Source organism: Thermodesulfobacteriota bacterium (assembly GCA_040755095.1).
Classification (GTDB): domain Bacteria; phylum Desulfobacterota; class Desulfobulbia; order Desulfobulbales; family JBFMBH01; genus JBFMBH01.
Genome location: JBFMBH010000052.1, coordinates 1 through 24,883, shown reverse-complemented (window position 1 = coordinate 24,883; position 24,883 = coordinate 1). Strand labels below are relative to the sequence as shown.

Genomic DNA, 24,883 nt, shown 5'->3' with positions numbered 1-24,883 from the left:
CGTACGTAGCGTTCATCTTGTTCCATTTTCTCAGGCAAATCGCCCAGTCACTGCCTGACGCCCCGTTCGCCCCCGAGATGCGGACGCGCACACTACGCGGGATCGTCGCCATTGACGAGGCCCACAACTACTTGACCAAGGGCAAAAAGAGCCAGCCACTTGCAGAGCTGATCCGCATCGGGCGAAGCAAAGGTGTGCCCGTCTTCCTGAGTAGCCAGAGCCTCGACGACTTCAAGAGTGACGCGGCCTGGAGAGAGCTTGTTCCGAACACGCTTCTCTTTGGCCATGGCGCGCCGCCCGATACGGAAACGTTACAAGGCGCTTTGCGTGTTGACGCCAAGACGGCCAAGAAGGCTGCCAACGATTGCGTTTCTTTGGACCAATTCGTCGTCTTCACCCACCACCATCGCGACTCCCAGAACGTTCCGAAGAGGCTTCGTGTCACCCCGCTCTTCGAGCGAGTCGCTTCACAATGAGCCATGAAGGAAACCTATGAGCACTGAGACACAAAACGACGTCGTCCAGCAATTCGAAGCGATCCAAACAGAAGTCACCCGACTGGCCAAGCAGGCCACCACCTTTTCCGGCGTCGTGCGTAGGCTTTCCAGAGCTGATGGCTTCGGCAATCTGAAGCGTCTGGATCGCGATCTGGCCCAACTTGATGGGCTCAATCTGGGGAATGAGGCACTCCGCAGACACGCGGCCGCTGCGGCCAGCCAGGCCCGGGCCTGGTTGAGCGACGAATGGCAACGTCGGGCCGCCGAGTTTGCCAGCGAGCTTGAAGTTTACCTTTCGAATCGCGCCATCCCGGCCACCGCCACCAGCAGCTCTGTTGCAACGCCGCCGCTTGTCATCATGCTCGACGCCCAGCGTGACCGCGGCCAACTCATGTATGCCGGCGAGTCCGTTGGCAAGGCCCAGCCGCTCAGCGCACCGCTTCTTTACCGGTCCTACACCGATTGCCTGGCCCTTCTGGAACGTCAGCAGACACCGCCCGAAGCCTTCGCCGACGAGCTCATCGACGCCTATCGCGATGCCTGCCGTCAGCGGGAGGTACGGCCGGGTGGGCGGGTTCGTCTGCCCGATGTCCACTTTATGCTCTTCGTCCGCCGGCAGACCGCCGCGGTCCGGAGCGACCCTCGTCGCGGACGGATCAAGGAGTATCCACGATATCAATTCGCCTGGGACGTCGAGTTGCTTCGCCGGCACAGTGAATGGCTCAAACGTCCGGCAGGGCGAATCGATCTTCACCCAGCGAGCGCTACTGCCGCCAAGGGGCGCGCTGAGTCCTTACGTCTCGTACAGGCGGACGGGAGCGAGGTGGTTGTTGGGGATATGCAAGTGGTGGGCAGGTAGATGCGGAATACGGGAAGGACGACGACTTCCCGCTCTGGCCGGAGGCTATGTGGCACAGCCCTTGATCATCCCGCCCGTTGCCTGGCCAGTATCCCACCCAGGTCTGGCGGGAAAGGCCTTGAGGATGCCGGCGTCGTCCTCCTGGACAAGCTGGCTGTCAGCTGACGACACCCCTCGATGAGACGATGGGTCTTCTCCTGGTCATCGGCCACCTTGCAGAGACCCACGCCCCAAGATCACCTCGCGACAACCAGGAACCGTCGCCGCGCCGCAGGGAGAGCTGCTGTGCTGCCTTGATCTCGGCAGCCTTTTTAAGCAAGGCCCTGTCCTCGTGAATCCAGGTCCTCCTCCGGGGACCGCCTGACGCAGCGCTGGATCCAGCCCACGACGACGTCGCTCATACCAGACATCCCTCCCGGTGGTGACAGCGCGGTCGGTGGCCCTGGCCCTGGGGGCCGGAACGGCCCCCCTGCCCCGTGGTGGCGCCAGCGAAAAAAAACCTTGCGCGGGCCGGCTGTCATGTTATCATGATATCATATTTGGCTTTTTGATAACAACTTGTACCCCGGAGGCATGCCATGGTCCGCACCCAGATCCAACTGACCCAGGAGCAGTATCAGGGCCTGAAGGCCCTGGCCCAGGGCACCCATGAGCCCATCGCCGCCCTGATCCGGCGCGCGGTGGACCAGCTGCTCCTCACCCGGAAGCCCGACCGGGCGGCGCTTTACCGGCAAGCGGCCTCGGTGGTCGGCAAGTACACGGCAGGGGCGCCGGATATCGCCGTCGAGCACGACCGCTACCTGGAGGAGGCCTACCGATGATCGTCTATGCCGACACCTCGGGACTTTTCGCCCTCATGGTCCGGGATGACTTCATGCACGTGCGGGCCCAGCTCAATTTCGCCCACCTGGCAAGCCACGATGGCCGGCTCTTGACCAGCTCCTACGTCCTCCTCGAGACCGAGTCCCTGCTGCAGCGTCGGGTCGGTCTTGCTGCGGTGGCGGACTTCCAGCTCAAGATTCAGCCCCTGCTTGAGATTATCTGGGTGGATGCCGAGTGGCATGGCCGGGCCATGCAACGGCTGCTGGCAGAGGGCAACAGGGCGCTCAGCCTCGTGGACTGCCTGGGCTTCGAGATCATGGAGTCCCGGGATCTCGAGATCGCCCTGGCCTTCGACCGTCACTTCGAGGAAAAGGGCTTCACCATCGCGGCCTTCCACGACCTGGGGAGCTACGGCTGAGGCCCAGCCAGCCGCTTCCGGATCGGAAGGGCGCCGGCCGGCTGCGCCCTGTCCGCATCAGATCGCCGGCGCCGCATGCGGCCCGTGGCTCTTCCCGGAAACACGGAGTATGCTTGAGCGCCAGACTGGCTTCTGATAATCCCTACATCCACGGAGCTGCATTCATGAGCATTCGGACCCTGGAAGGAAACCTGTCGGCCACCGGCCAGCGGCTGGCTATCGTGCTGTCCCGCTTCAACGCCTTCATCGGCGAGCGGCTCCTGGAGGGGGCGGTGGACGCCTTCCGGCGGCTGGGGGGCCGGGAGGAGGACATCACCCTGGTGCGGGTGCCGGGCGCCTTCGAGATCCCGGTGGTGGCGGAGCGGCTGGCCCGAAGCGGCAGTCATGACGCCATCGTCTGCCTCGGCGCCGTCATCCGCGGCGCCACGGCCCATTTCGACTATGTGGCTGGCGAGGCGGCCAAGGGGATTGCCCACGTGGCTTTGGCCACCGGGGTGCCGATCATCTTCGGCGTCTTGACCACCGATACCATCGAGCAGGCCATTGAGCGAGCCGGCTCCAAGGCCGGCAACAAGGGGGCCGAGGCGGCGGCCGTTGCCGTGGAGATGGTCAATCTGCTCAAGGCCCTGTAGGGCGAAGATCGGTGCAGCCATGGGTATGCGGCGCAAATCGCGGGAGATCGCCCTCCAGACCCTCTACCAGATCGAGCTGACCGGCGCCGAGCCGGGCCAGGCCTTTGCGCTGGCCGCGGCCCACTACCACGACACCGGCAAGGACGCGCCGGCCCTGCCCTATGCCCGGGAGCTGGTGGAGGGCGTCCACGGGGAGCTGGCCGGTCTCGACCGGCTCATCGGCCGCTTCGCCCGCCACTGGCGCCTGGAGCGGATGTCGGTGGTGGACCGCAGCATCCTGCGCATGGCTGCCTTCGAGATCCGCCACCGGCCGGAGGTGCCCGCCAGGGTCGTGATCAACGAGGCGATCGAGCTGGCCAAGCTCTATGGCACCGAGGAGTCCGGGCCCTTTGTCAACGGCATCCTCGACGCCATCCGTGTCCATGCCTCCAGCGAGCCGGCGGCCCATGGCGGGTGAGCCTGGCGGCCGGCCGGATTCCTCCAGCCTCGCCCAGGAGGCCGTGGCCATCGCCGGCGTGGCCGTGGCCCTCTTCCTCCTCTTTGCCCTGGCCAGCTTCAGCGGCCCGGCGGCCGACGGCACCCTGCCGGCTGGTCGCAACTGGTGCGGCGCGGTGGGCCAGTTCGTGGCCGCCCTCCTGGCCAGCCTGCTGGGGATCTCCGCCTTCTGGCTGCCGCTCCTGGTTCTCATGGCCAGCCTGCCGTTCTTCTCCGGCCGCGCCTCCCTGGAGCCCCTGCCCCGCCTGTGGGCCGGCGGCACCGGGGTGCTGCTGGCCTCCAGCGGCCTGGCGGCCCTCATCGGGCCGGCCCAGGGCATCGAGCTCTTCCGGCGCCGCTTCCCTACCGGCGGTCAGCTGGGCGCCATGGTCGCCACCTTCCTCGCCACCTACTTCGGCGTGGTCGGCGCCTTTCTGCTGCTGGCCGCTCTCCTGGTGCTGACCATCATGCTGGCCACCCGGCAATCGCCGGTCCTGTGGAGCCGGCGACTTGTCGTCCGGGGCCGGGAGCTGGCGGCCGCTCGCCAGGCGGGCCGGGCGGCGGCGACAGCGGTCATTGCCCCGGCGCCGCCAGCCGCGGCCCGGCCGCTACCACCACCCGCCGCGGACAAGCCGGCGCGGACCGCGGCCCCGGTGGTCCATCTGCCCAAGCCCCAGGCGACGGCCGGCAAGGACGAGGAGGATTTCCAGCCTACCGCGCTGGCCAAGGGCGGCTATCAGCTGCCCAGCCTGAGCCTCTTGGACAAGCTGGATGCCGCCACCAGCGCCGTGGATACCGAGGTCTACCTGGCGGTCAGCCAGGCCCTGGAGGCCAAGCTCCAGGACTTCGGGGTGGAGGGCCAGGTGGTGGGCATCTCGCCGGGGCCGGTGGTCACCACCTACGAGTATGCGCCGGCGCCGGGGGTGAAGATCAACCGCATCGTCGCCCTGGCCGATGACCTGGCCCTGGGCCTCAAGAGCGAGTCGGTGCGCATCGTCGGCTCGGTGCCCGGCAAGGCGGCCCTCGGCATCGAGATCCCCAATCCGGTGCGCCAGACCGTGCCCTTGCGGGACATCCTGGCCACCGAGCTCTTTCAGGGGGCGCGCTCCCGGCTCACCCTGGCCCTGGGCATGGACGTGATCGGCAACCCCCGGGTCTTCGATCTCGCCCGCATGCCCCATCTGCTCATCGCCGGTGCCACCGGCTCCGGCAAGAGCGTGGCCATCAACACCATCATCTGCAGCATCCTTTTCCGGGCCACCCCGGAGGAGGTGCGGATGCTGATGGTCGATCCCAAGCGGATCGAGCTGTCCGCCTATGACGCCATTCCCCATCTTTTGCATCCGGTGGTGGTGGATCCGAAGATGGCCAACCGGGCCCTGCGCTGGGCGGTGCAGGAGATGGAGCGGCGCTACCAGCAGATGGAGGAAAGGCGAGTCAAGGGCTTCGAGGCCTACAACAAGGTGGCCGAGGTCAAGCTGCCCTATGTGGTCATCATCATCGACGAGCTGGCTGATCTCATGCTGGTGGCCTCCCGGGATGTGGAGGAATCCATCTGCCGGCTGGCCCAGATGGCCCGGGCGGCCGGCATGCACCTCATCCTCGCCACCCAAAGGCCGTCGGTGGATGTGCTCACCGGCCTCATCAAGGCCAACTTCCCGACCCGCATCTCCTTCAAGGTCTCCTCCAAGTTCGACTCCCGCACCGTGCTCGACACCAGCGGCGCCGAGCATCTCCTGGGGGCCGGCGACATGCTGTTCCTGGCTCCGGGCACGGCCAAGCTGCAGCGGGTGCACGGCGCCTATGTCTCCGAGCCGGAGATCGAGCGGCTGGTCACCTTCCTCAAAGGGCAGGGCCAGGCGGTGTACGACGAGACGGTCCTGCAGCTGGCCGAGGAGGAGGATGAGGCCGAGGGGGGCGGCGGCGAGGGGGATTATGACGAGAAGTATGACGAGGCGGTGGCTGCGGTGTGCGAGATGGGCCAGGCCTCCATTTCCAGCTTGCAGAGGCGGCTGCGGGTCGGGTATAACCGGGCCGCTCGCATGATCGAGCGCATGGAGAAGGACGGGGTGGTCGGCCCGGCGGACGGGGTCAAGCCCCGGGAGGTCCTGGTGCGGCGGGAGTATTCCTGAGCCGCGGCAGCGACCGGTGACAGATCGGCAGCTTGATCTTATGGTGTGGCGGGTACCAGCCGATATTTCTCTTACGGGCCACGTCACTGGTCCGATACAATAGGGTAGGAGGATTCGCCATGCAGACCCAGGCCCCGTCGGTCGATCTGTCCCGGGTGCGCACTGTCATCTACCATCTTCCCTTCGGGGAGCCGGTGGTCATCCCGGTGGATGCCCTGGTCCAGTTCATGGATCTGGGGCCCGGCCAGGTTTGTGACACCTCGGAGATCAACGGCATTCTGCACTTCTTTCCCAAGGGCAATTCCTGATCCCTTTTCCGGGGGCACCCCGGCCGGCTTGTGGGGGCACGGCCGCTTCCTGGACGGAGCGGCGTGCCCCCTTTCATTGGGGGACGAGGTGGGCGGACCGGCTGAACGACAGGCCCTGGTCGATCTCGGCGTCGACGGCCACGTGCACACCGAATTCTGCCACCACGCAGTGGGCGGGATGGAAGACTACGTGCGTGCCGCCCTGGCCCGGGGCCTGGCGGGGATCGTCTTTCTGGAGCACCTGGAGGTGGGGATCCGCTACGACGGCCCGACCTGGCTCTCGGACCAGGAATTCGCGGCGTTTTTCGCCCAGGGCCGGCGGCTGAAGGATCGGTACCAGGGGCGGATCGCCATCCAGACCGGCATGGAGGTGGGGTACAACCCGGAGACGGTGCCCGGGATCCTGGAGCGGCTGGCCCGCTTCCGGCCGGACCGGATCGGCATCTCCTTCCATTTTCTGCCCGTGGGCGGCGGGCATGTCAATCTGCTCAGCCGGCGCCGGGCCAACCGGGCGGCCCTGGCCGGTCTGGACGCCGGGCAGGTGATCCGCGCCTATTACCGCCACGTCCGGGACGCCCTGGTCGAGCTGCCGGGCGATGTGGCCTGTCACCTGGACGCGCCGCTGCGCCACTATCCGGATTTCCGGTACGGCCTGGTCGAGATGGCTCTGGTGCGGGAGATCCTGGGCCTCATCCGGGAGCGGGGCATGGCCCTGGAGATCAACACCTCCGGGTTTCGATTCCGCAGCGAGCCCTTTCCGGCGGGCTGCATCCTTCAGGAGGCGCGGGAGCTGGGCCTCCCCCTGGTGCTGGGCTCGGACGCCCATCACCCGGGGGAGGTGGGACGGCACTTCGAGCTGGTGCCGGCGCTCTTGGCCGGCCAGCCCGGGTGCCCAGGCGGGACGGCTACTGCATGACCCAGTTGCCGGCGGCGTCCCGGCAGGCGGTGGACAGGACCTTCTCCTTCCGGCCGTCGATGGTGGCCTCGATCTCGGCCTCCCGGCATACCTGGCTGGTGCGGCTGTCCTGGTAGGCGGCCCGGGGGGTCATGGTGTACTGCTTGCCGGTGTCCGGGTTGGTCCAGGAGGCGGGCTGGCCGGAAGGGGCGGACTCGTAGACCCGGGTGACCTGCTTCTGATCGTACTTGTCCATCTCGTTGCCAACGATATAGCCCAGCATGCCCCCCACCGCCGCCCCGATCAGGGTGCCACCTGTGTTGCGACCGATGGCCTGCCCGATGAGAGCGCCGGCCACCGAGCCGCCGGCAGCGCCCATCTGGGACTTGGTGGGGGTGCAGCCGACAACAAGGGCCACGATGGCGAAGACAGCCAGGAACCGCTGCATGTCCATTCCTCCTTGCCCGATGGGATCCATGGTGCCGCTTCTGCCAGCGGCAGGGGCGGAGACCGAGCTGATGCGAGCCCAAATATCCTCCCGACCAGGAGCGGTTGTCAAGGCCCGCCGGGCCATTGTACGGCCGGGCGACAGGCCGGGGGGCCATGAAGGAGGTCTTCTGCCATGACCTCCCCCTTGCGGCTGGCGGTGATCACCAAGTACCTGCGGGCCACCGGCGGGGCCGAGCGCTACGGTCTGGAGGTGGCACGCCGGATGGTGGAACGGGGCCATGCCGTGGACCTCTATGTCCGGGAGTACGAGCCGGCCTTGGCGGCCGGCATGGGGCTGTCCCTGATTCCGGATCGCTGGCGCTTCTCCTCGGTGGGCAGCTCCCTGGCCTTTGCCCAGGACGCCGCCCACCGGCTGGCCGGCCGCGCCTACGATGTGGTCCACTCCCACGAGCGGGGCTGGGCCCAGGACCTGCTCACCCTGCACACCTTCTCCTACCGGGGTGGGGTTGCCCAGTACCCCGGATGGCGGCGCCTGGATCAGGTCTGGCTCAGCCCGCGCAGCTGGCTCTATCTTTGGCTGGAGCGCCGGCAGATGGCCGGCCGCTGGCTGGTGGCGGTATCGGAGTGCATCCGGGAGGATTGCCGTCGCCACTACCGGCGCCAGGAGCGGGTGCAGGTCATCCCGCCGGGGGTCGATACCGGCCACTTCCATCCCCAGACCCTGGCGGGCCTGCGGCACGAGAGCCGCCAGCGGCTGGGACTGGCGCCGGAGGCGCTGGCCGTGCTCTTCGTGGGCTCCGAGTTCCGGCGCAAGGGTCTGGATCTGCTGCTGGCGGCCTTGGGGACCGGGATGCATCTCCTGGTGGTGGGCCGGGGCGAGCGCCTGTCCTGGTTCCGGCGTCAGGTGGCCGCTCACGGTCTGGGCGGGCGGGTGCAGTTCCTCGGTCTGGCCGCCGACGTCCGGCCGTATCTGGCGGCCGCTGATCTGGTGGCGCTGCCCTCCCGGCGGGAGGCCTTCGGCATGAGCATCCTGGAGGCCATGTCCTGCGGCCTGTCTGTGGTGGTGAGCCGTGAGGCCGGGGTTGCCAGCCTGATTGTTTCCGGGGAGAATGGACTGACGGTGGCTGGTCCGGCCCAGCTCCGGCAGGCGCTGGCGGCGCTCCGCGACCCCCAGCTGCGGGCACGGCTGGGCAGCCAGGCCCGGCGGACGGCCGAGGGCCACGGCTGGGGCGCGGTCGCCCTGGCCCACGAAGAGCTTTATTTCCGGATCCGGGCAGACAAGGCCCGGGCCCCCACGCCCCAGACTTGACAGGGTCGTGCTCCTTGTGTTCTGTATCGATCCTGGCTTGTGGAGCCTGGGTGGAAGCGGCGATGGGGGGAATCATGGCAAGCGAGCGTTACGACGAGGATGTGGTTCTGCGGATTCTGCGCACCACCGAGGAGATCAACCACCTCAAAGACGTGGATGCCATCCTGGATCGGATCCTCCTGGAGGCGCGGCGGCTGGCCCAGGCCGATGCCGGCTCGATCTTCCTGCTGGAGAAGGATCAGCTGGCCTTCAGCTATGTCCACAACGACACCCTGTTCCGGGAGGACGAGAACAACGCCGCCCTCTACTCCGCCTACACCGTGGGGGTGGACGACACCTCCATCGTCGGCTACGCGGCCCTGACCGGCCAGCACCTGGTCATCGACGACGCCTACGCCATCCCCGCTGACCGCCCCTACGCCTTCAACCCCCGCTTCGACGAGCTGTCCGGCTACCGGACCCGCTCCATCCTGACCATCCCCCTCAAGACCTTCGACGACCGGCTGGTGGGGGTGATGCAGCTCATCAATGCCAAGGAGGGTGAGGGGCGGGTGGTGCCGTTCTCCCGGCCCAGCCAGCTCTATGTGCCCCTTTTCGGCAACCACGCCGCGGTGGCCATCGAGCGCGGCTGCATGAACCGGGAGCTGATCCTCCGGATGATGAAGATGGCCGAGCTGCGGGACCCGGGGGAGACCGGGGCCCATGTCCAGCGGGTGGGCGCCTACTCAGCGGAGATCTTCCAGCGCTGGGCTCTGAACCGCGGCTGGGAGCGGCGGGTGATCAAGGCCCAGCGGGACCTCATCCGTCTGGCGGCCATGCTCCATGACGTGGGCAAGGTGGGGATCTCGGACGCCATCCTCAAGAAGCCGGGCCGGCTGACCCCTGAGGAGTTCGAGGTCATGAAGCTGCACACCGTCTATGGCGCGCGGCTCTTCGTCAACACCACCTCGGCTCTGGACCGGATGAGCGTGGACATCGCCCTCAACCACCACGAGAAGTGGGCCGGCGGCGGCTACCCCGGGGTGCTGCCCGATTTCCTGCACAGCGATGAGGCGGCCGGCCAGCCGAAGCGCGGGGAGGAGATCCCGGCCGCGGCCCGGATCGTGGCCCTGGCCGATGTCTTCGATGCCCTAGCCGCGCGCCGCTGCTACAAGGAGCCCTGGCCCGAGGAGCGGATCCTGACCGAGATCCGCGCCAGCTCCGGCCGCCATTTCGACCCCGAGGTGGTGGCAGCCTTCTTCCAGATCTACGAAGTCATCACCGCCATCCAGCGGCGTTTTCCGGACTGACCCTGGCCCTGCGCCGACGACCAGACGATGTCATCCTCCCAAGAAGCGGTGCAGGAGCCGCCATCAACGAGCGCTTTCATGGCCCATGGACCCTTCTGACATCACCTTGCATCAGTTCGTGGACGGCAGCGACCCCGAGCGGTGTCTGGCCGAAATCCAGGCCATCATGGCGCTGGCCGCCCCGGAGGCCCTGGACCTGGGCCTGTTCGTCCCGGTGTGGCAGGACGTCCTCCGTCTGTTCCATGGCCGTTTTCCTGGCTACCGGGCCAGCAACACCCTGTACCACAACCTGGAGCACACCTGTTCCGTGGTGCTGGCCATGGCCAGGCTTCTGCACGGGCTGACCCTGGGCGGGCACCCGCTTTCGTGCCGGGCGCTGCTCCTGGGCCTGTACGCGGCCTTGTTCCATGACACCGGTCTCATCCAGGAGGAGGGCGACCAGGAGGGCTCGGGGGCCAAGTACACCGTAGGACACGAGGAGCGGAGCATCGCCCTGATGCAGCGGGTCCTGGCCGGCCGCGGCCTGCCCGCGGCCGATCTGGAGGATTGCCGGCATCTCATCCGAGCCACCATCCTCAGCCTGTCCTTGCGCGAGATCCCTTTCCGGGATCGGGAGATGGCCCTGGTGGGCCAGGCCATGGGCTCGGCGGATCTGCTGGCCCAGATGGCTGATCCCCGTTATCTGGACAAGCTGCCACTCCTGTTCAAGGAATTCCAGGAGGGGGGCCTGTCGGGCTACCGTTCGGAGCAGGAGCTGGTGGACAAGACCGAGGAGTTCTACTACCTGGTGGCCCAACGCCGCTTGCACGAGGAGCTGGGGGGGGTCTTCCGCTTCATGCGCCTCCACTTCCGGGCCCGCTGGGGGGTGGATCGGGACCTTTACAGCGAGGCCATTGAGGCCAACATGATCCATTTGCGCCAGATCCAGGACCGGTGCGGCACCGACTCCCTGTGCACCTTGGCCGAGCTGGGGCGAAGCCACCCGGACAGCGACGGGGGGTGAGCGGGAGTAGAGACGACCCATGGCCTTTGTTCCTGCCCGCTCCCTGCCGGGCCTGGTCTTCGTTCCGGAGCCCCGGCCTTGCGGCGCCGGGCAGGAGTCCTGCCCGGACTGCTTTTCCTGCCAGGGCTGCGCCCCCAGCCGCTGCGCCCTGTGCCGGGCCGAGCGGGGACGGGGCTGCGGCCGCCTCGGGCCGCCAGCCGGGGTGGCGCCCGCTGCGCCCGAGTCGGATGGAGCCGGGAAGGGCCCGTAAGATGCGGGGCCCCCTGTTGCTGCTGGCTGCCTGGCTGCTCGCGGGCCCGGGGCTGGCGCCTTCGATCCTGGCGGCGGCCTTCGAGGTCGGCGCCCAGGAGCGGTTGGGCGAGGTGGCTTGGCATCGGATCGCCAGCGATGCCGAGACCCTGGTTGATCTCGCCTTGCGCCATGATCTCGGCTACAACGAGATCGCGGCCGCCAATCCGGATTTCGACCCCTGGTATCCGGGGGCCGAGGCCCGGGTCCTGATCCCGACCTCCTGGCTCCTCCCCGAGACCGAGCCGCCGGCGTCCTGGCCGGCGGGCCTTTTCCACGCCATCGAGCTTGGCTCGTACGCCGGCCAGCCGGAGGCCATCGAGGCCGCCACCCGGCTGCGGCCCCAGCTGCCTGCCGGGGAACAGGCGCTCCTGCGGCTGGAGGAGCGCGGTGACCGTCATGGCCTCCAGCTCGGCCCGTTTGCGGACCGCTCCCAGGCCCGGCAGCGGCTGGCCGACCTGGGTGAGCTGGCCGCGGGCAGCCGGGTGGTGCGGAGCCTGGTTGCCTCCCGCCGACCGGCTGCTGGCGAGGCTTCCTCCGTGAGCCGCCTGGTGGTCAATCTGGCGGAGCTGCGGCTGTATCTTCTCAGCTGGCACCCCCAGGGCCTCAAGGTGACCACCTTCCCCATCGGCATCGGCCGGGAGGGCTTTGACACCGCCACCGGCCGTTTCCGGATCGTGGAAAAGATCCGGGACCCCTCCTGGACGGTGCCGCCATCCATCCGGGCGGAAAAGCCGGAACTGCCGGCGCGGGTGCCGCCCGGCCCCAACAACCCCCTGGGCCGCCACGCCCTGCGGCTTTCCTCCGGGGACGTCCTTCTGCACGGCACCAACAAGCCCCTGGGGGTGGGCCGCCGGGTGAGCCACGGCTGCATGCGCCTCTATCCCCGGGATATTGCCACCCTCTATGACTTGGTGGAGCCGGGACTGGCGGTGGAGATTGTCTACCAGCCGGTGAAGGCGGGGATCGCCCACGGCGTGCCCTACGTGGAGGTGCACGAGGACTTCATGGGTGGGGTCGATCTCGGCGCCCAGGCCGAAGGCTTGCTGCGGCAGCGGGGGGTCGCGCCCGAGGAGGTGGATGAGGCTCGGCTGCGCCAGGCCCTGGCGGCGAAGACCGGGGTGCCGGTGCCGCTGGCGCCCTGAGGGCGGCCGCGCCACCTCGACACCCGCCAGCGGTTTTGCTAGGCTGGGTCAGTCAAAGGGGGGCAGATAACGCAGTCGGCACCCTGCTCCACCATTGTTCGGACGCCGTCCCTGCCGCAAGGAAGACCGGCGCCAGTGTCGGGCATATGCCTTCGGCCAAGGAGGTTGTCATGGGCCAAGAGATCACCCTCGAGGAAGTCTGGAAGCTTTTCCAGGCTACGGACCGCAGATTTCAGGAAACGGAGCGATTGATCCGGCAAGGCTCCCGGGAGACGGACCGGAAGTTTCAGGACACAGACCGCAAGATCAAGGAGGTCTCCGCCGCCATCGGTCGGCTGGGCAATCGGCTGGGCGATTTCGTGGAGGAGATGGTGCGGCCGGCGGTGGTGCGCCTGTTTCGGGAGCGGGGGATCGAGGTGCACCAAGTCATCCGGGGGGTGAGCGTCGACCGGGGCGGCGAGACCATGGAGATCGATCTGCTGGTGGTCAACGACCAGGAGGCGGTGGCGGTGGAGTGCAAGAGCACCTTGTCGGTGGATGATGTCACCGAGCACTTGGACCGTCTGTCCCGGTTCAAGCGCCTGGCCCCGCAGTGGGCCTCCCTCAAGCTCATGGGCGCGGTGGCGGCCATGGTGCTGCCGGACGAGGTGGCCCGGCACGCGCACCGCCAGGGGCTCTTCGTTCTCGCCCAGAGCGGCGAGACGGTGATCATCAGAAACGATGCCGGCTTCGTGCCCTCCGTCTGGTGAGAAGGGCCGGTGGGAAGGGATGGGCTCCGGCGTCGCCGCGTGACCCGGGTGCCGGAGCCTCTCTGTCAAGGCGTGATGGGCACATGTCACAGAAGGCAGTCGGCTGTTCTCAGAAGTCGATCTCGTAGGAGTAGACGTCTTCGTTGAGCACGCTTTTCACCTTGAGACCGCTCTTGTTGAAGATGGTCTGCATGCGCTTGTTGTCCCTGAGGACCTCGGCGGTGAAGCCGGAGATGCCGTTGCGCTTGGCGATGGTCATGAGGTGGCGGAAAAGCGAGGTGCCGATGTGGCGGTTCTGCCAGGAGTCCCGGATGACGAAGGCCACCTCGGCCCGGTTGGTGCGCTCATCGAGGTAGTAGCGGCCGACGGCGACGATGTCCTCGCCGTGGGCCTCGGGCACGGTGCCGACGATGGCCACGTCCTTGCGGTGGTCGATGTAGACGAAGCGCTGCACCTCCTTGTGGGGAAAGCGCTGCAGCCGGGTCATGAACCGGTAGTAGACGGTCTCCTGGGACAGGGCGTAGAGGAGATCCCGCAGCAGCGGCTCGTCGGTGGGCTGGATCGGCCGCAGGGTGATCTGGGTGCCGTCCTCCAGACGGAGGGTGCTGCGCATCTCCTGGGAGGTGACCAGGAGCTTGTCGCCGAAGGCGGCCAGCTCCTGGCGCACCAGCTTGGCCTCCAGGGCATCGTGGAAGAGGCCCTCCCGGAAGCGGGGATCGGCGATGGAGATGAGGGCCAAGGCCCGCTCCTGGACGCTCTTGCCGTGCAGGTATGCCACCCCGTGCTCGGTGACCACGTAGTGCACGTCGCCCCGGGAGGTGACCACCCCGGCGCCCGGTGAGAGCCGGCTGACGATGCGGGAGATGGTGCCGTTCTTGGCGGTGGAGGGCAGGGCGATGATGGCCTTGCCGCCCTTGGAGCGGGCAGCGCCGCGGTTGAAGTCCACCTGGCCGCCGATGCCGGAGAAGAATTTTCCCCCCAGGGAATCGGCGCAGACCTGACCGGTGAGGTCCACCTCCAGGGCGGTGTTGATGGCGATCATCTTCGGCAGGCGGCCGATGACGTGGGAGTCGTTGACGTACTCGGTAGGCCGGAAGGAGAAGAGGGGGTTGTTGTGCACCAGGTCGAAGAGCCTCTTCGAGCCCAGACAGAACGAGGCGACGATCTTGCCCCGGTCGATGGTCTTGCGGGCGCCGGTGACCGCGCCGGAATGGATCAGGTCAACGATGGAGTCGGTGAGCATCTCGGTGTGGATGCCCAGGTCGCGCTTGCCCTGCAAGAGGTCGGCGACGGCCTGGGGGATGCGACCGATGCCGAACTCGATGGTGGAGCCGTCCTCCACCAGGGCGGCAATGTGGCTGCCCACCCGGCGGGTGACCTCGGTGACCGGCAGGGGCTGGACCTCGATGATCGGCCGGTCCACGGGCACCAGCACGTCCAGGTCGTAGACGTCCAGGAAGCTGTCCCCCAGGGTGCGCGGCATCTGGGGGTTGACCTGGGCGATGACCAGGGAGGCGTTCTCGGCCGCGCTCTTGACGATGTCCACTGACACCCCCAGGCTCACCCGGCCCCGGCTGTCCGGCGGCGTCACCTGGATGAGGGCCGCATCCAGGGGCAGCTGGCCGGAGGCGAAGATGCGCGGGATGTCGAAGAGCCGGATCGGCGTGTAGTGGCCCAGGCCCTCCTGGATATGCTCCCGGACATTCTCGGCGATGAAGAAGGAGTTGACCAGGAAGCTGTCGGCCAGCCGGGCGGTGGCATACGGGGCCGCGCCGGCGGTCAAGAGGTGGATGATCTCCACGTCCACCAGCTCGCCGGCCCGCTGCACCAGGGCCTCCACCAGCTCCACCGGCTGGCCGCAGCCGGTGCCCAGGAACACCCGCTGGCCGGGCTTCAGGAGCCCCACCGCCCGGCGGGTGGTCATGATCATGTCCCGGTAGCGCTCCTGCCAGTCCGGGTCCGGGTAGGTGACGCTGCCGTCGCTCATGGCCGGGCCTCGGCGGGAGAGAGGGTGATGCGGGCGTCAGCCACGAAGGGCTCGGAGCCGCCGGCGCTGACGATGAAGGGGTTGATGTCCAGCTCGGCAATGGCCGGGAAGTCGGTGGCCAGCTGGCTGATCCGCTGCAGGCCGTCGGCGATGGCGGCCAGGTTCACCCCGCGCTGCCCCCGGGCCCCCTGGAGGATCTCGTAGGAACGGGTGGCCATGAGCATCTGCATCGCCTCGTCCAGGGTGATGGGCGCCAGGTGGAAGGTGACGTCCTTCATCACCTCCACGAAGATGCCGCCCAGGCCGAACATGAGCATGGGGCCGAATTGGCGGTCCCGGGTCATGCCGATGATGACCTCCAGCCCCCGGCCCAGCATCTCTTCCAGGTAAACGCCATCCACCCGCGCCTCCGGCGCCCGCTCACGGATGCGCAGCATCATGAGATCGAAGTTGTCCAGCACCGCCTCGCTGGTGGCCACATTGAGGCGCACGCCGCCGAAGTCCGACTTGTGGACGATGTCCGGGGAGACGATCTTCATCACCACCGGATAGCCCAGCCGCTCGGCGATCTCCACCGCCTCCTCGCCGGAGCTGGCCAGACAGCCGTTGGGAATGCGGAAGCCATAGGCCTTGAGGATGTCCTTGGCCTTGACCTCACCGATCCGGAGGCGGCCGGTGCGCAGCCGCCGGAAGATGATCCGCTCCACCCGCCGGCGGTTGACCCGGAAGCGGGTGACCAGCCGGGGCGGCCGGGCGCGCCAGGCGGCGTACTGGAAGAGACCGGTCAGGGTGGCCACCGCCTGCTCCGGGGTGTCGAAGTCCGGGATGTGGCTGGCGGCCAGCTCCCGCCGCCCGGGCATCACCCGGTCGCCACCCATGAAGGCAGCCACCACCGGCTTTTCGCCCCGCATCACCCCGGCAATGGCGGTGGCGGTGGCGGCCGGCTGGGTCATGGCCTGGGGGGTGAGAATGACCAGGATGGCATCGACGCCGGGATCGTCCTGGGCCGCGGCGATGGCTGCGGCATAACGGGACGGGTCGGCGTCCCCCAGGACGTCCACCGGGTTGCCCAGGCTGGCTGCCGGCGGCAGCCGCTGCCGGAGGGCGGTGGTGGTGTTGCCGTCCAGGCGGGCCGGGAACAGGCCCGCCCTCTCCACCGCATCGGCGGCGATGATCCCGGGGCCGCCGGCATTGGTGATGATGAGCACCCGCCGCCCGGGCGCTGGCAGCGGCTGCAGGGCCAGGGCGGTGCCGTAGTCGAACAGGGCGGCAAAGGAGTCGGCGCGGATGACGCCGGCCCGCAGGAAGGCAGCGCCATAGGCCACCTCGGCGCCGGCCAGGACGCCGGTGTGGGAGGAGGCGGCCAGCCTTCCGGCTTCGGTGGTCCCGGCCTTGAGGATGACCACCGGCTTTCTCGTCGCCGCCTCCTCGGCGGCCTTGACGAACTCTTCCCCGGAGACGATGTCCTCCAGATAGCCCAGGATCACCCTGGTGTCCGGGTCCCGGGCCAGGGCCAGCAGCAGATCCACCTCGGAAAGATCCGCCTTGTTGCCCAGGCTCACCACCTTGGCCAGCCCGAGACCGCGGCCGCGGGCCAGATCCAGGAGCGCGGTGCAAACCGCCCCGGACTGGGAGAGGATGGAGATGGGTCCGGCCGGCGGCAGGGGGCCGGCAAAGGAGGCGTTGAGGTGGTGGGATGTATTGATGAGCCCCAGGCAGTTGGGCCCCAGCAGCCGGGCACCCCCCTCCCGGCAGAGCCGGGCCAGCTCACGCTCCTGGCCGGCGCCCTCGGGGCCGGTCTCCTTGAAGCCCGCCGACACCACCACCACCGCCCGGGCGCCGGCGCGCACCAGCTGCCGCACCGCCTCCGGGGCCGCGGCCGCCGGCAGCGCCACGATGCCCAGGTCGATCCTTTCGGCCAGACCCTGGAGGTTGGGCCGGCACGGCAGGCCACAGATGGCATCCGCGTCCGGGTTGACCGGGATCAGGCTGCCGGCAAAGCCCCCGGCCTGGAGGTTGGCCAGGATGTCGTGGCCCACCTTGCCCGGGGTGCGGGAGGCGCCGATCACGGCGATGGTGCGGGGGGTGAACAGGGCGTCGAGCATGGCGGCGCATCTCTCGGGAGGACGGTGCCGGCTGGCGGTCTTCGTGGCCTTTGGCTGCTGTCAGGGGCAGGGTTAGGGTTGCACGGCGGGCGGGGAAAAGACAAGGGCCGGTTGGAGGCGGGTGGTCCTCTATCCCAGTCCCAGCAGGAAGCGGACGACCGGCAGGCATTGGACCTTGACCGGCCCGACCTGGTGCTCTGCCGCCAGATCGTTGGTGAGCAGGAGGCAGCGGGTGTCCTCCCCGGCGCTGGCGAAGGCGGCCAGCTCCCGCGCCGGAATGGCAGTCTGGGCTGTATCCTCGTACCAGACCTGGATCCGGCTGGTCAGCCGGAGCCCCTCCTTGACCACGAAATCCGTTTCATGGCCATCGCTGTGAAAGAAGATCTCCTCGTGGCAGGTCCTGAGGTGGTTGTGCACCACATTCTCCACGAGGCGGCCGAGATCCTGGGAAAAGGAGAAGGCGACCCGGTTGCGCAGTCCGGTATCGATGGCGTAGGTCTTGAACCCGGCGCGCTGCACGGTCTTGAGCGACCAGGAGAAGCGTTGCAGGCGGAAAAGCAGATAGCTTTCGAGAATGGCCGACAGGTAGTTCTCGGTCTTGTCCTGGGAAATACTGAAGTTGCTCCGGAGCTTGTTGACGCTGGTCAGCTTGGCGTTGTTGGTGAGCAGGAAGACGGCCAGGTGGCGCAGACTGGAGACATCACGGATCTCGTGCCGGCTGACGATGTCACGATACAGGATGTCGTCGAAGTAATGCTTGAGCAACAGCTGGCGTGCGGCGTCCGTCTCCTGCAAGACGACCTCCGGGAAGCCACCATATTGCAGGTAGGTGTGGAACAGATGCCGAATCATGGCCTTGCGGCTGCAGTAGTCCAACTCGCCATCGACCACGATGCCATGGAAGCGCAGGTGCTCGGCAAAGGACAACGGGAAGATCTCGAAGGAGATGTGACGGCCGGTCAGTTTGGTGCCGATCTCCCGGCTCAGCAGCTGGGCCGATGATCCGGTGACGAACACCTTGATGTCCTCGGTCTCGCTGCGGCCCCGCACCCAGTGCTCCCAGCCCGGGATGTTCTGGACCTCGTCCAGGAAGATGTACCCCCGGCCTGTGGGACAGACCCGCTCCCGCCAGGTGCGGTAGATCCGTTCCAGGAGCTCGATGGAGGCGGCCGTGACCAGAAGCGGCTCTTCCAGGTTGAGCCGCAGGAGTTGTCGCGGTGCAATGCCCCGCGCCAGGAGGGCGGCCAGGATCTGGGCCAGCAGGGTGGACTTGCCGCAACGCCGGATGCCCTTGAGGACGACGACCTCTTTGGTCTCGATCTGCTCCAGACACCTGGCCAGGGCGGCACGTTCGACACCGGCATCGATACGGCCCGCGGTCCAGAACTGGTTGTGGCTGGCGAGGATCTCCAGGAGCTGTGCGGTTTGCATGGCCTGTCACCGGCAGAAAGGGATCTTTGCCGCAAGGTACAACCGGTATGCCGGTGATTCAACCCTGATGGCCGGGCTTTTCCGGGGCCGGCGGCTCCGGAGCGGCGACCACCGGCCGCAGGCCGGCCTCGGCCACCGCCGCGTGCACCGAGCGCAGGTTGTACGTGTTGACCCGGATGTAGATGCGGCCCGGCCCCGCTTCTTCCTGATCGCCCTGGGCCCGCACCACCCGGGTGAAGGGGATGTCCCGCTCCTCCAGGGCCTGGATGATGGTGGACAGGATGCGCGGCCGGCCGTCGTCGACGATCTCGATGAGGCTGGAGCCCCGCAGGCCCACCCCGAACAGGGTGCGGTAGGCGGCCAGAAGATCCCGGACCGAGAAGATCCCCACCACCCGCTGCCCGGCATCCACCACCGGCAGAGCGCCGACGTTGTGGCGCTCCAGGAGGAAAAGAGCGTCGTCCAGGGTGGACAGCAGGCCCAGCCAGACCAGGTCCCGGCTCATGATCGCCGACACCGGCGTGGCCGCCAGCTGCGCCAGCAGCTCCTGGCGGCCGGCCTCCGCCATCACCGGCGATGGATAGGCGGAGCGCAGGTCCCGGTCCGTGACCATGCCCACCAGGTGGCCGTGCCCGTCCACCACCGGCAGATGCCGGAAGTGCCGTCCGGCCAGGATCTCCCGGACTGCCGGCAGCTTCTCGTCCGGTCCGACCGTCACTGCCGGTGCCGTCATGTGGCTGCGGACATACATGGCATCCCTCCCAAGTCTTCATTCCCCCTCGGCCAGGCCCAGGAGATAGGCCTCGACACTGGCCGCCAGCGGCTCCAGCTCATAGCCCCCCTCCAGAATGGACAGCACCCGGCCCTGGCAATAACGGCGGCCCCAGGCGGCCATCCGCTCCCCCAACCGGCGGTACAGCCCGGTGCTGTAGGCGAGGCCGGACATGTCGTCCTGCCGGTGGCCGTCGAGACCGGCGGCGACGATCAGGCCCTCCGGCGCGAAGGCGGTGAGGGCCGGCTCCAGCTGCTCGTCCAGGGCGGCCAGCACCATGGCGTCATGGGCGCCGGGGGGCAGAGGGACGTTCAGGGTGTAGCCCAGGCCCGGGCCAGTGCCGGTCTCGTCGCTGTAGCCGGTACCGGGAAAGGAAAAGGTCGGGTGCTCGTGGATACTGGCGTAGAGCACCTCCGGATCGGTCTCGAAGGCGGCCTGGATGCCGTTGCCGTGGTGGGCATCCCAGTCCACCACCGCCAGGCGCCGCCGGCCGTAACGCCGCTGCCAGTAGCGGGCCGCCACCACGATGTTGTTGATGAAGCAGAAGCCCAGGGCCAGGGCCCGCTCCGCATGGTGGCCGGGCGGCCGAACCGAGCAGAAGGGCAGGACGCCGGCCTCCCGCTCCAGAAGATCGATGCCCACCAGGCCGGCGCCGGCCGCCAGGAGGGCGGCGTTGAACGAATCGTAGCTGATCTGGTTGTCGGGATGGCCGAGATGGGAGCGGCCGGCCAGGGCCGCCTCCTCGAAGCGGGCCAGATAGGCCTCGTCGTGATAGACGAGGAGGTCCGGCCAGTCGGCGGCCCGACTGGTCTCCTCCCGGAGCACCGCGGCCAGGGGGCCGGCGGCCAACCGCGCCCGGATGGCGGTCAGCCGCTCCGGCACCTCCGGGTGCAGGCCGCCACCGGTGTCGTGGCGCAGCAGGTCAGGGTGGCTGATGAGGACGATGGGCACAAGGGGCATCGTGGTCGGCTCCGGGCCGGGAGGCGATGCGGTCCCCTGGGGATGCGCCGCCGCCCCTACACTGGATCAGCATAGGGGCGGGGTCTGAGGAATTGCAAGCTCTGGCCTGGGGGCAGCCTCATGGCCGAGGGGCCGTGAACAGAGGCGCCAACTGCCCGTAGCCTTCCTGGCCCAGGTCCTCCGCCGGCACGAAGCGCAGGGCCGCCGAGTTGATGCAGTAGCGCAGCCCGGTGGGCGGTGGCCCGTCCGGGAAGACATGGCCGAGATGGGCATCGCCCTGGCGGCTGCGGACCTCGGTGCGGGTCGAAAAGAGCCGGCGGTCCTCCCGCTCGACGATGTTGTCCGCTACCAGCGGCCGGCTGAAGCTGGGCCAGCCGGTGCCCGAATCGTACTTGTCCCGGGAGCTGAAGAGGGGCTCCCCGGAGATCACGTCCACGTAGATGCCGGGCCGCTTGTTGTCCCAGTATTCGTTGTCGAAGGGCGGCTCGGTGCCTTCGTTCACGATCACCTCATACTGGAGGGGGGTGAGTCGGGCCTTCATCTCCTCCGGGCTTGGACGTCCTGAGGACCCGCCGGGTGCCAGGGGCGGCTCGTTGCCCCACACGGCATCCAGGAACCGATCCCGGCCGGAGCCGGCCCGGTACAGCCGATACCGGAGCGGATTCTTGTCGGCGTAGTCCTGATGGTACTCCTCGGCTGGCCAGAAGCGGGTCGCGGCCAGGATGGGGGTGACGATGGGCTTGTCGAAGAGCCCCCGTTTGGCCAGGGCCGCCTTGGACGTCTCGGCCAGCAGCCGCTCCTCTTCGCTGCCGAAGAAGATGGCGGTGGTGTAAGCGTGACCCCGGTCGGCGAACTGGCCGGCCGGGTCCGTGGGATCGATCTGGCGCCAGAACACGCGCAGCAGATCCTGGTAGCTGATGCGGGCCGGGTCGTAGCGGACCTCCACCGCCTCGATGTGACCGCCGGCCGCATAGTTCTCATAGGTAGGATTCTCCGTCTGGCCACCGATGTAGCCGGAGGTGACGGCCATCACCCCCGGCAGCTCCTGGAAGGGCTTTTCCATGCACCAGAAGCAGCCGCCGGCAAAGATGGCGGTGCGGCTGGCATCCGTCTGGCCGGCGCCCGCCAAAGGCGCTGCCAGCAAAGGTCCGGCGGCCAGGGCCAGGACCAGCAACAGAAGAGAGAATGCGGTATTCATGGTCGCCTCCTTGCCGCCTGCCGGCGGCATCCGCAGGTGCCGTGCCGGACCCCGCTCGACCGGCATGATCGGCAGGGTCCTTTCGGCTCCATGGGCAAACCATAAGCACGGCGCCCGAGGAAGGGAGGCACTCCTCAAGTGGATGCGGGAGGTGAGGGCGAGTCCTACCACCGCACCACGATGTCGTGGCACTTGATGCAGCGACCGGCAGGCGGATGAGGCCGGGCTGAGCTGGGCAGGATGGGAGGGGCGATCTTGATGATGGTGGAGATCCCTTCCAGGGCGGCGCCCACCGGGGTTTTCGGCTGCGAGCCGGCGGGAGGTCCGTTCACGAACAGGTGGCAGTGGTCACAACGGCCCCAGAAGGGATGGAGGCGCACCGCCGCGGCGCTGATGCGGGGGATACGCCGGATCACTGTCTGCCGCGGGGGGGGCGTTGCGGGCTGGGAGTCCAGGAAGAGGCCGGTGGCACCCTGCGGCGCAGGCAAGGTCACAAGGCCGGACAGGGCGGCATCCAGCCGGGAAAGCCCGTGCCAGCTGGCCAGGACGGCGGCCACCAGCACCAGCGCCAGGCCGGCCCGCCCGGCGGTTTTGCCGGTCTGCCCCGTGCCTGTCATCGTAACCGGTTGGACCAGAGGGCAAATCCCTCGTCGTTGCGAAGCTGGCAGGTCGTGCCGCCCACCTGGAGCCGTCGGGCGTAGATGAGCGGCTCCGGGCCTGACGCATCAAACTGGAACCCCACCCCGGAGATGGCTTGGTCATGGCTCAGACGGCAACCGGTGTATTCCAGGAACCACGACGGGGCCACCGAGATCCGGAGCTCCCGCTTGTCGGTGGCCTCCAGCCAGAGATGGATCTGGCCGTCCTGCTGGGGCATCTCGGACAGCTGCTGGATGACGCCGGAGAACCGTACCACCGGCGCCTGCTCCAGCTTGATGACGCCCGGCTTGAACGTGGCGCGCGGGGCGAGCTGCGCCGCCGGCACCGCCTGCGGTCCGGCTGCCGTCCAGCCCTGGCTGCGGGAGCTCAGCGGCGCCAGGCCTTGGGCCATGGGGGCAGCCAGCTCATGGCGGACCTCCCGGAGCAGATCCGGTGGCAAGAGCGCGGCTACAGTCACCGCCACCAGGATCACGGCGGCCATGATGACGACATTGTCCTCGATACGCATGGCAGGCTCGTCGTAGGAGGGGCGTCAGACAGAAGTGGCCATCACGGATACCTCGCCCTGAGCGGCGGTCTCCCCTGGCGGCGTCAGAAAGACCTGGACATTGCCGATGTGGGCAACCTCGCTCTGCACCCGAGTGCGCAGGTGATCGGCGATGAGATCCCCCTCGTAGACCTTGCGGTCGCCGTCCACCACCACCTCGATGTCCACATGCATCTCCTCGCCGACCAGACGGGCGCGGACAAGCCCCACGTCCAGGACGCCGAAGACGCTGCGCGCCAGCTGGTCGATTCTTGCCACCAGCTCCGCCTCGGCCGAGGCGTCCATGAGCCCGTCGATGGCCTCGACCGTGAGCTTCACCCCGATCTTCACCACCAGCAGGCCGACGGCGATGGCGGCGATGGCGTCCCCGTAGGCAAAGCCCAGGGTGGCCAGGCCAACGCCGATCAGCACGCCGGTGGAGGACAAGGCATCGGAGCGGTTGTCCCAGGCATCGGCGATGATGGCGGGGCAGTTGTTCTTCTTGCCGACGCAGTCCTCGTAATGGAACATCAGCTCGTTGAGCGCGATGGAGATGACGGCACCAACCAGGGCGATCCAGCTTGGGGTCTCGACGTCGCCGGTGAGAACGGCTCGGCCGGCGCCGATGAGGATATAGATGCCGCCAACCACCAGGATGAGGCCGACAAAGGCGGTGGCGATGAACTGGGCATGGCCGTAGCCGTAAGGGTGCTGGTCATCGGCTGGCCGGCTCGAGATCTTGAGGCTGGCGATGGTGGCGAGGTTGGCAACCACATCGGAGAAGGAGTGCAGGGCGTCGGCCACCAGGGCCGAGCTGCCGGACAGGAGTCCGAGGCACACCTTGAGGAAGGTGAGAAAGGCGTTGGTGGACAGGGCGTACCAGACCACCTCGTCCCGGCATGCGGCGCATTCTTCGGGATTCATGACTGGAGGTAATCGAGAAGACTCTGGCCCGCCATCTTGCAGACGCCCCCCGTCTGCCGGGCTTTGATCCTGCCCTCGGCGATGAGCTGGCGCACCTCCGCGTGGGAGATGCCCAGGAGGCGGGCCGCCTCGGACACCTCGTAGAGCCTGGTTGGCTTGATGTCCCGGGTGGTCTCGTCGAGGATCCTCTTGATCACTTCACAGACCCCGAGGATGGCGCCGACTCGCAGCAGCAATGCCCACATGCGTCACCGCCTATGGCTTGGGAGTGGAGGGAACCGGGAGCAGGGATCTCCCGAGCATCTCGCCGGTGGCCTCGGGATTGATGTGTGCCTCCTCCGCGGCCTGGAAGTAAGCGTAGGGGTGGAAGCCATACAGCCGGGCCAGGATGCGGGAGGGAAAGGTCATGATCGCCGTGTTGTAGCTCTGGGTGGTCTCGTTGAGCTGGCGTCTTTGCTCGAGGATGAGGGTCTCGATCTCCACCAGATCGGTCATCAGCTGGTGATAGGTGGTCACCGCCTTGATGTCCGGGTAGGCTTCCCCCAGGGCCATGAGTCTGCCCATGGAGGCCTTCAGGGTCTCGATGGTGGCGGCTGGGAGAGCGGCCAGCTCCGGGACCAGGCCTTCCCCCGTGCTGCCGGCACCGGCTGCCTGTGCGGCGAAGCCTTCCAGCAGATCGTTGGACCGGAGCAGCTCGGTACGCACCTCGGCCACATGCCTGAAGACCTCTGTTTCGTGAACCGCCTGGCTGCCGGTCAGCATCACCAGGTTGGGGAAAAGGTTGGCCCGGCGCTGCAGGCTGGCCTCCACCCGGCCCTTGGCAGCCTGCACCTGCTGATCCAGCGAGACGAAGCGGTTGTAGTTGACCATGAGGCCGATGATCCCCGCCAGCACCGCCAGCACCGAGGCGAGCACGATGAGCCGCAGCCCGCGCACCGGCGGCAGCGGCCGGCCGGCACGGACCACCGACTCCTCCTGCAGCTGCCGGGCGAGCCGCCGGAGCCGCTCGAACCGGTCTTGGCCCCCCCCCCCCCCCCCCCCCCCCCGGCC

The 24,883-nt window shown here is 68.0% G+C and carries 27 protein-coding genes; 15 read left to right on the top strand and 12 right to left on the bottom strand.

The window, feature by feature from the left end; genetic code table 11:
* From AB1634_09595 to AB1634_09555, 9 genes are all read left to right on the top strand, one after another.
* Window positions 1–476: hypothetical protein (locus AB1634_09595; protein ID MEW6219769.1), on the top strand; the 476-nt coding region annotated here is incomplete at its 5' end.
* 16 nt (window positions 477–492) lie between these two features.
* Window positions 493–1,356, top strand: coding sequence for a hypothetical protein (locus AB1634_09590; GenBank protein ID MEW6219768.1), 864 nt, complete (start codon window positions 493–495; stop codon window positions 1,354–1,356).
* A 578-nt stretch (window positions 1,357–1,934) separates the two neighbouring features.
* Entirely contained in the window at window positions 1,935–2,177 is a 243-nt protein-coding gene (locus AB1634_09585) for a ribbon-helix-helix domain-containing protein (GenBank protein ID MEW6219767.1), read from the top strand.
* On the top strand, window positions 2,174–2,596 hold the full coding sequence (locus AB1634_09580; GenBank protein MEW6219766.1) for a PIN domain-containing protein: 423 nt from the start codon (window positions 2,174–2,176) through the stop codon (window positions 2,594–2,596). Before AB1634_09585 ends, AB1634_09580 begins: the two co-directional genes overlap by 4 nt.
* Window positions 2,597–2,760: 164 nt before the next feature.
* Complete coding sequence (gene ribE, locus AB1634_09575; GenBank protein MEW6219765.1) at window positions 2,761–3,228, top strand: 6,7-dimethyl-8-ribityllumazine synthase; 468 nt, start codon at window positions 2,761–2,763, stop codon at window positions 3,226–3,228.
* A 25-nt stretch (window positions 3,229–3,253) separates the two neighbouring features.
* Window positions 3,254–3,685, top strand: coding sequence for a transcription antitermination factor NusB (gene nusB, locus AB1634_09570; GenBank protein MEW6219764.1), 432 nt, complete (start codon window positions 3,254–3,256; stop codon window positions 3,683–3,685).
* Window positions 3,675–5,834, top strand: coding sequence for a DNA translocase FtsK (locus AB1634_09565; protein ID MEW6219763.1), 2,160 nt, complete (start codon window positions 3,675–3,677; stop codon window positions 5,832–5,834). The genes nusB and AB1634_09565 overlap by 11 nt, the downstream gene beginning before the upstream one ends.
* Window positions 5,835–5,953: 119 nt before the next feature.
* A complete protein-coding gene (locus tag AB1634_09560; protein MEW6219762.1) occupies window positions 5,954–6,142 on the top strand; it encodes a hypothetical protein in 189 nt (62 codons plus the stop codon).
* Window positions 6,143–6,230: 88 nt separating this feature from the next.
* Entirely contained in the window at window positions 6,231–7,058 is an 828-nt protein-coding gene (locus AB1634_09555; GenBank protein MEW6219761.1) for a histidinol-phosphatase, read from the top strand.
* Here the strand turns inward: AB1634_09555 and AB1634_09550 are convergent.
* Window positions 7,048–7,485, bottom strand: a complete 438-nt coding sequence (locus AB1634_09550; GenBank protein ID MEW6219760.1) for a glycine zipper domain-containing protein — start codon at window positions 7,483–7,485, stop codon at window positions 7,048–7,050. The two genes, AB1634_09555 and AB1634_09550, sit on opposite strands and share 11 nt — an antisense overlap.
* A gap of 174 nt (window positions 7,486–7,659) precedes the next feature.
* On the opposite strand from AB1634_09550, the gene AB1634_09545 reads away from it, so the two are divergent.
* The 6 genes from AB1634_09545 (at window position 7,660) to AB1634_09520 (ending at window position 13,270) form a co-directional block, all read left to right on the top strand.
* Window positions 7,660–8,796, top strand: coding sequence for a glycosyltransferase family 4 protein (locus AB1634_09545; protein ID MEW6219759.1), 1,137 nt, complete (start codon window positions 7,660–7,662; stop codon window positions 8,794–8,796).
* 74 nt (window positions 8,797–8,870) lie between these two features.
* A complete protein-coding gene (locus AB1634_09540) occupies window positions 8,871–10,085 on the top strand; it encodes an HD domain-containing phosphohydrolase (protein ID MEW6219758.1) in 1,215 nt (404 codons plus the stop codon).
* 85 nt (window positions 10,086–10,170) lie between these two features.
* A complete protein-coding gene (locus tag AB1634_09535; protein MEW6219757.1) occupies window positions 10,171–11,088 on the top strand; it encodes a hypothetical protein in 918 nt (305 codons plus the stop codon).
* Between the two features lie 19 nt (window positions 11,089–11,107).
* Window positions 11,108–11,338 (top strand): hypothetical protein, encoded by a 231-nt coding sequence (locus AB1634_09530; protein MEW6219756.1) that lies wholly within the window; start codon window positions 11,108–11,110, stop codon window positions 11,336–11,338.
* A gap of 1 nt (window position 11,339) precedes the next feature.
* Window positions 11,340–12,521: a L,D-transpeptidase family protein gene (locus AB1634_09525; protein ID MEW6219755.1), complete on the top strand. Its 1,182-nt coding sequence runs from the start codon at window positions 11,340–11,342 to the stop codon at window positions 12,519–12,521.
* A gap of 170 nt (window positions 12,522–12,691) precedes the next feature.
* Window positions 12,692–13,270, top strand: a complete 579-nt coding sequence (locus AB1634_09520; GenBank protein ID MEW6219754.1) for a DUF3782 domain-containing protein — start codon at window positions 12,692–12,694, stop codon at window positions 13,268–13,270.
* 109 nt (window positions 13,271–13,379) lie between these two features.
* Here the strand turns inward: AB1634_09520 and AB1634_09515 are convergent, their stop codons facing one another.
* The 11 genes from AB1634_09515 to AB1634_09465 all read right to left on the bottom strand — a co-directional run.
* Window positions 13,380–15,257 (bottom strand): GNAT family N-acetyltransferase, encoded by a 1,878-nt coding sequence (locus AB1634_09515; GenBank protein ID MEW6219753.1) that lies wholly within the window; start codon window positions 15,255–15,257, stop codon window positions 13,380–13,382.
* On the bottom strand, window positions 15,254–17,362 hold the full coding sequence (locus tag AB1634_09510; GenBank protein MEW6219752.1) for an acetate--CoA ligase family protein: 2,109 nt from the start codon (window positions 17,360–17,362) through the stop codon (window positions 15,254–15,256). Before AB1634_09510 ends, AB1634_09515 begins: the two co-directional genes overlap by 4 nt.
* Window positions 17,363–17,491: 129 nt before the next feature.
* Window positions 17,492–18,793: an ATP-binding protein gene (locus AB1634_09505; protein ID MEW6219751.1), complete on the bottom strand. Its 1,302-nt coding sequence runs from the start codon at window positions 18,791–18,793 to the stop codon at window positions 17,492–17,494.
* 58 nt (window positions 18,794–18,851) lie between these two features.
* A complete protein-coding gene (locus tag AB1634_09500) occupies window positions 18,852–19,544 on the bottom strand; it encodes a CBS domain-containing protein (GenBank protein MEW6219750.1) in 693 nt (230 codons plus the stop codon).
* A gap of 18 nt (window positions 19,545–19,562) precedes the next feature.
* The gene (locus tag AB1634_09495) at window positions 19,563–20,525 is read right to left on the bottom strand and encodes a histone deacetylase (protein MEW6219749.1); all 963 of its coding nucleotides are present in this window, start codon (window positions 20,523–20,525) and stop codon (window positions 19,563–19,565) included.
* 118 nt (window positions 20,526–20,643) lie between these two features.
* Entirely contained in the window at window positions 20,644–21,723 is a 1,080-nt protein-coding gene (gene msrB / locus AB1634_09490) for a peptide-methionine (R)-S-oxide reductase MsrB (GenBank protein MEW6219748.1), read from the bottom strand.
* 164 nt (window positions 21,724–21,887) lie between these two features.
* Window positions 21,888–22,340: a magnetochrome domain-containing protein gene (locus AB1634_09485; GenBank protein MEW6219747.1), complete on the bottom strand. Its 453-nt coding sequence runs from the start codon at window positions 22,338–22,340 to the stop codon at window positions 21,888–21,890.
* On the bottom strand, window positions 22,337–22,891 hold the full coding sequence (locus AB1634_09480) for a hypothetical protein (protein ID MEW6219746.1): 555 nt from the start codon (window positions 22,889–22,891) through the stop codon (window positions 22,337–22,339). Before AB1634_09480 ends, AB1634_09485 begins: the two co-directional genes overlap by 4 nt.
* A 24-nt stretch (window positions 22,892–22,915) precedes the next feature.
* Window positions 22,916–23,833 (bottom strand): magnetosome biogenesis CDF transporter MamB, encoded by a 918-nt coding sequence (mamB, locus tag AB1634_09475; GenBank protein ID MEW6219745.1) that lies wholly within the window; start codon window positions 23,831–23,833, stop codon window positions 22,916–22,918.
* Window positions 23,830–24,078 (bottom strand): helix-turn-helix domain-containing protein, encoded by a 249-nt coding sequence (locus AB1634_09470; protein MEW6219744.1) that lies wholly within the window; start codon window positions 24,076–24,078, stop codon window positions 23,830–23,832. The genes mamB and AB1634_09470 overlap by 4 nt, the downstream gene beginning before the upstream one ends.
* A gap of 10 nt (window positions 24,079–24,088) precedes the next feature.
* Window positions 24,089–24,883 (bottom strand): LemA family protein (locus tag AB1634_09465; GenBank protein MEW6219743.1); only part of this gene is annotated, 795 nt, incomplete at its 5' end.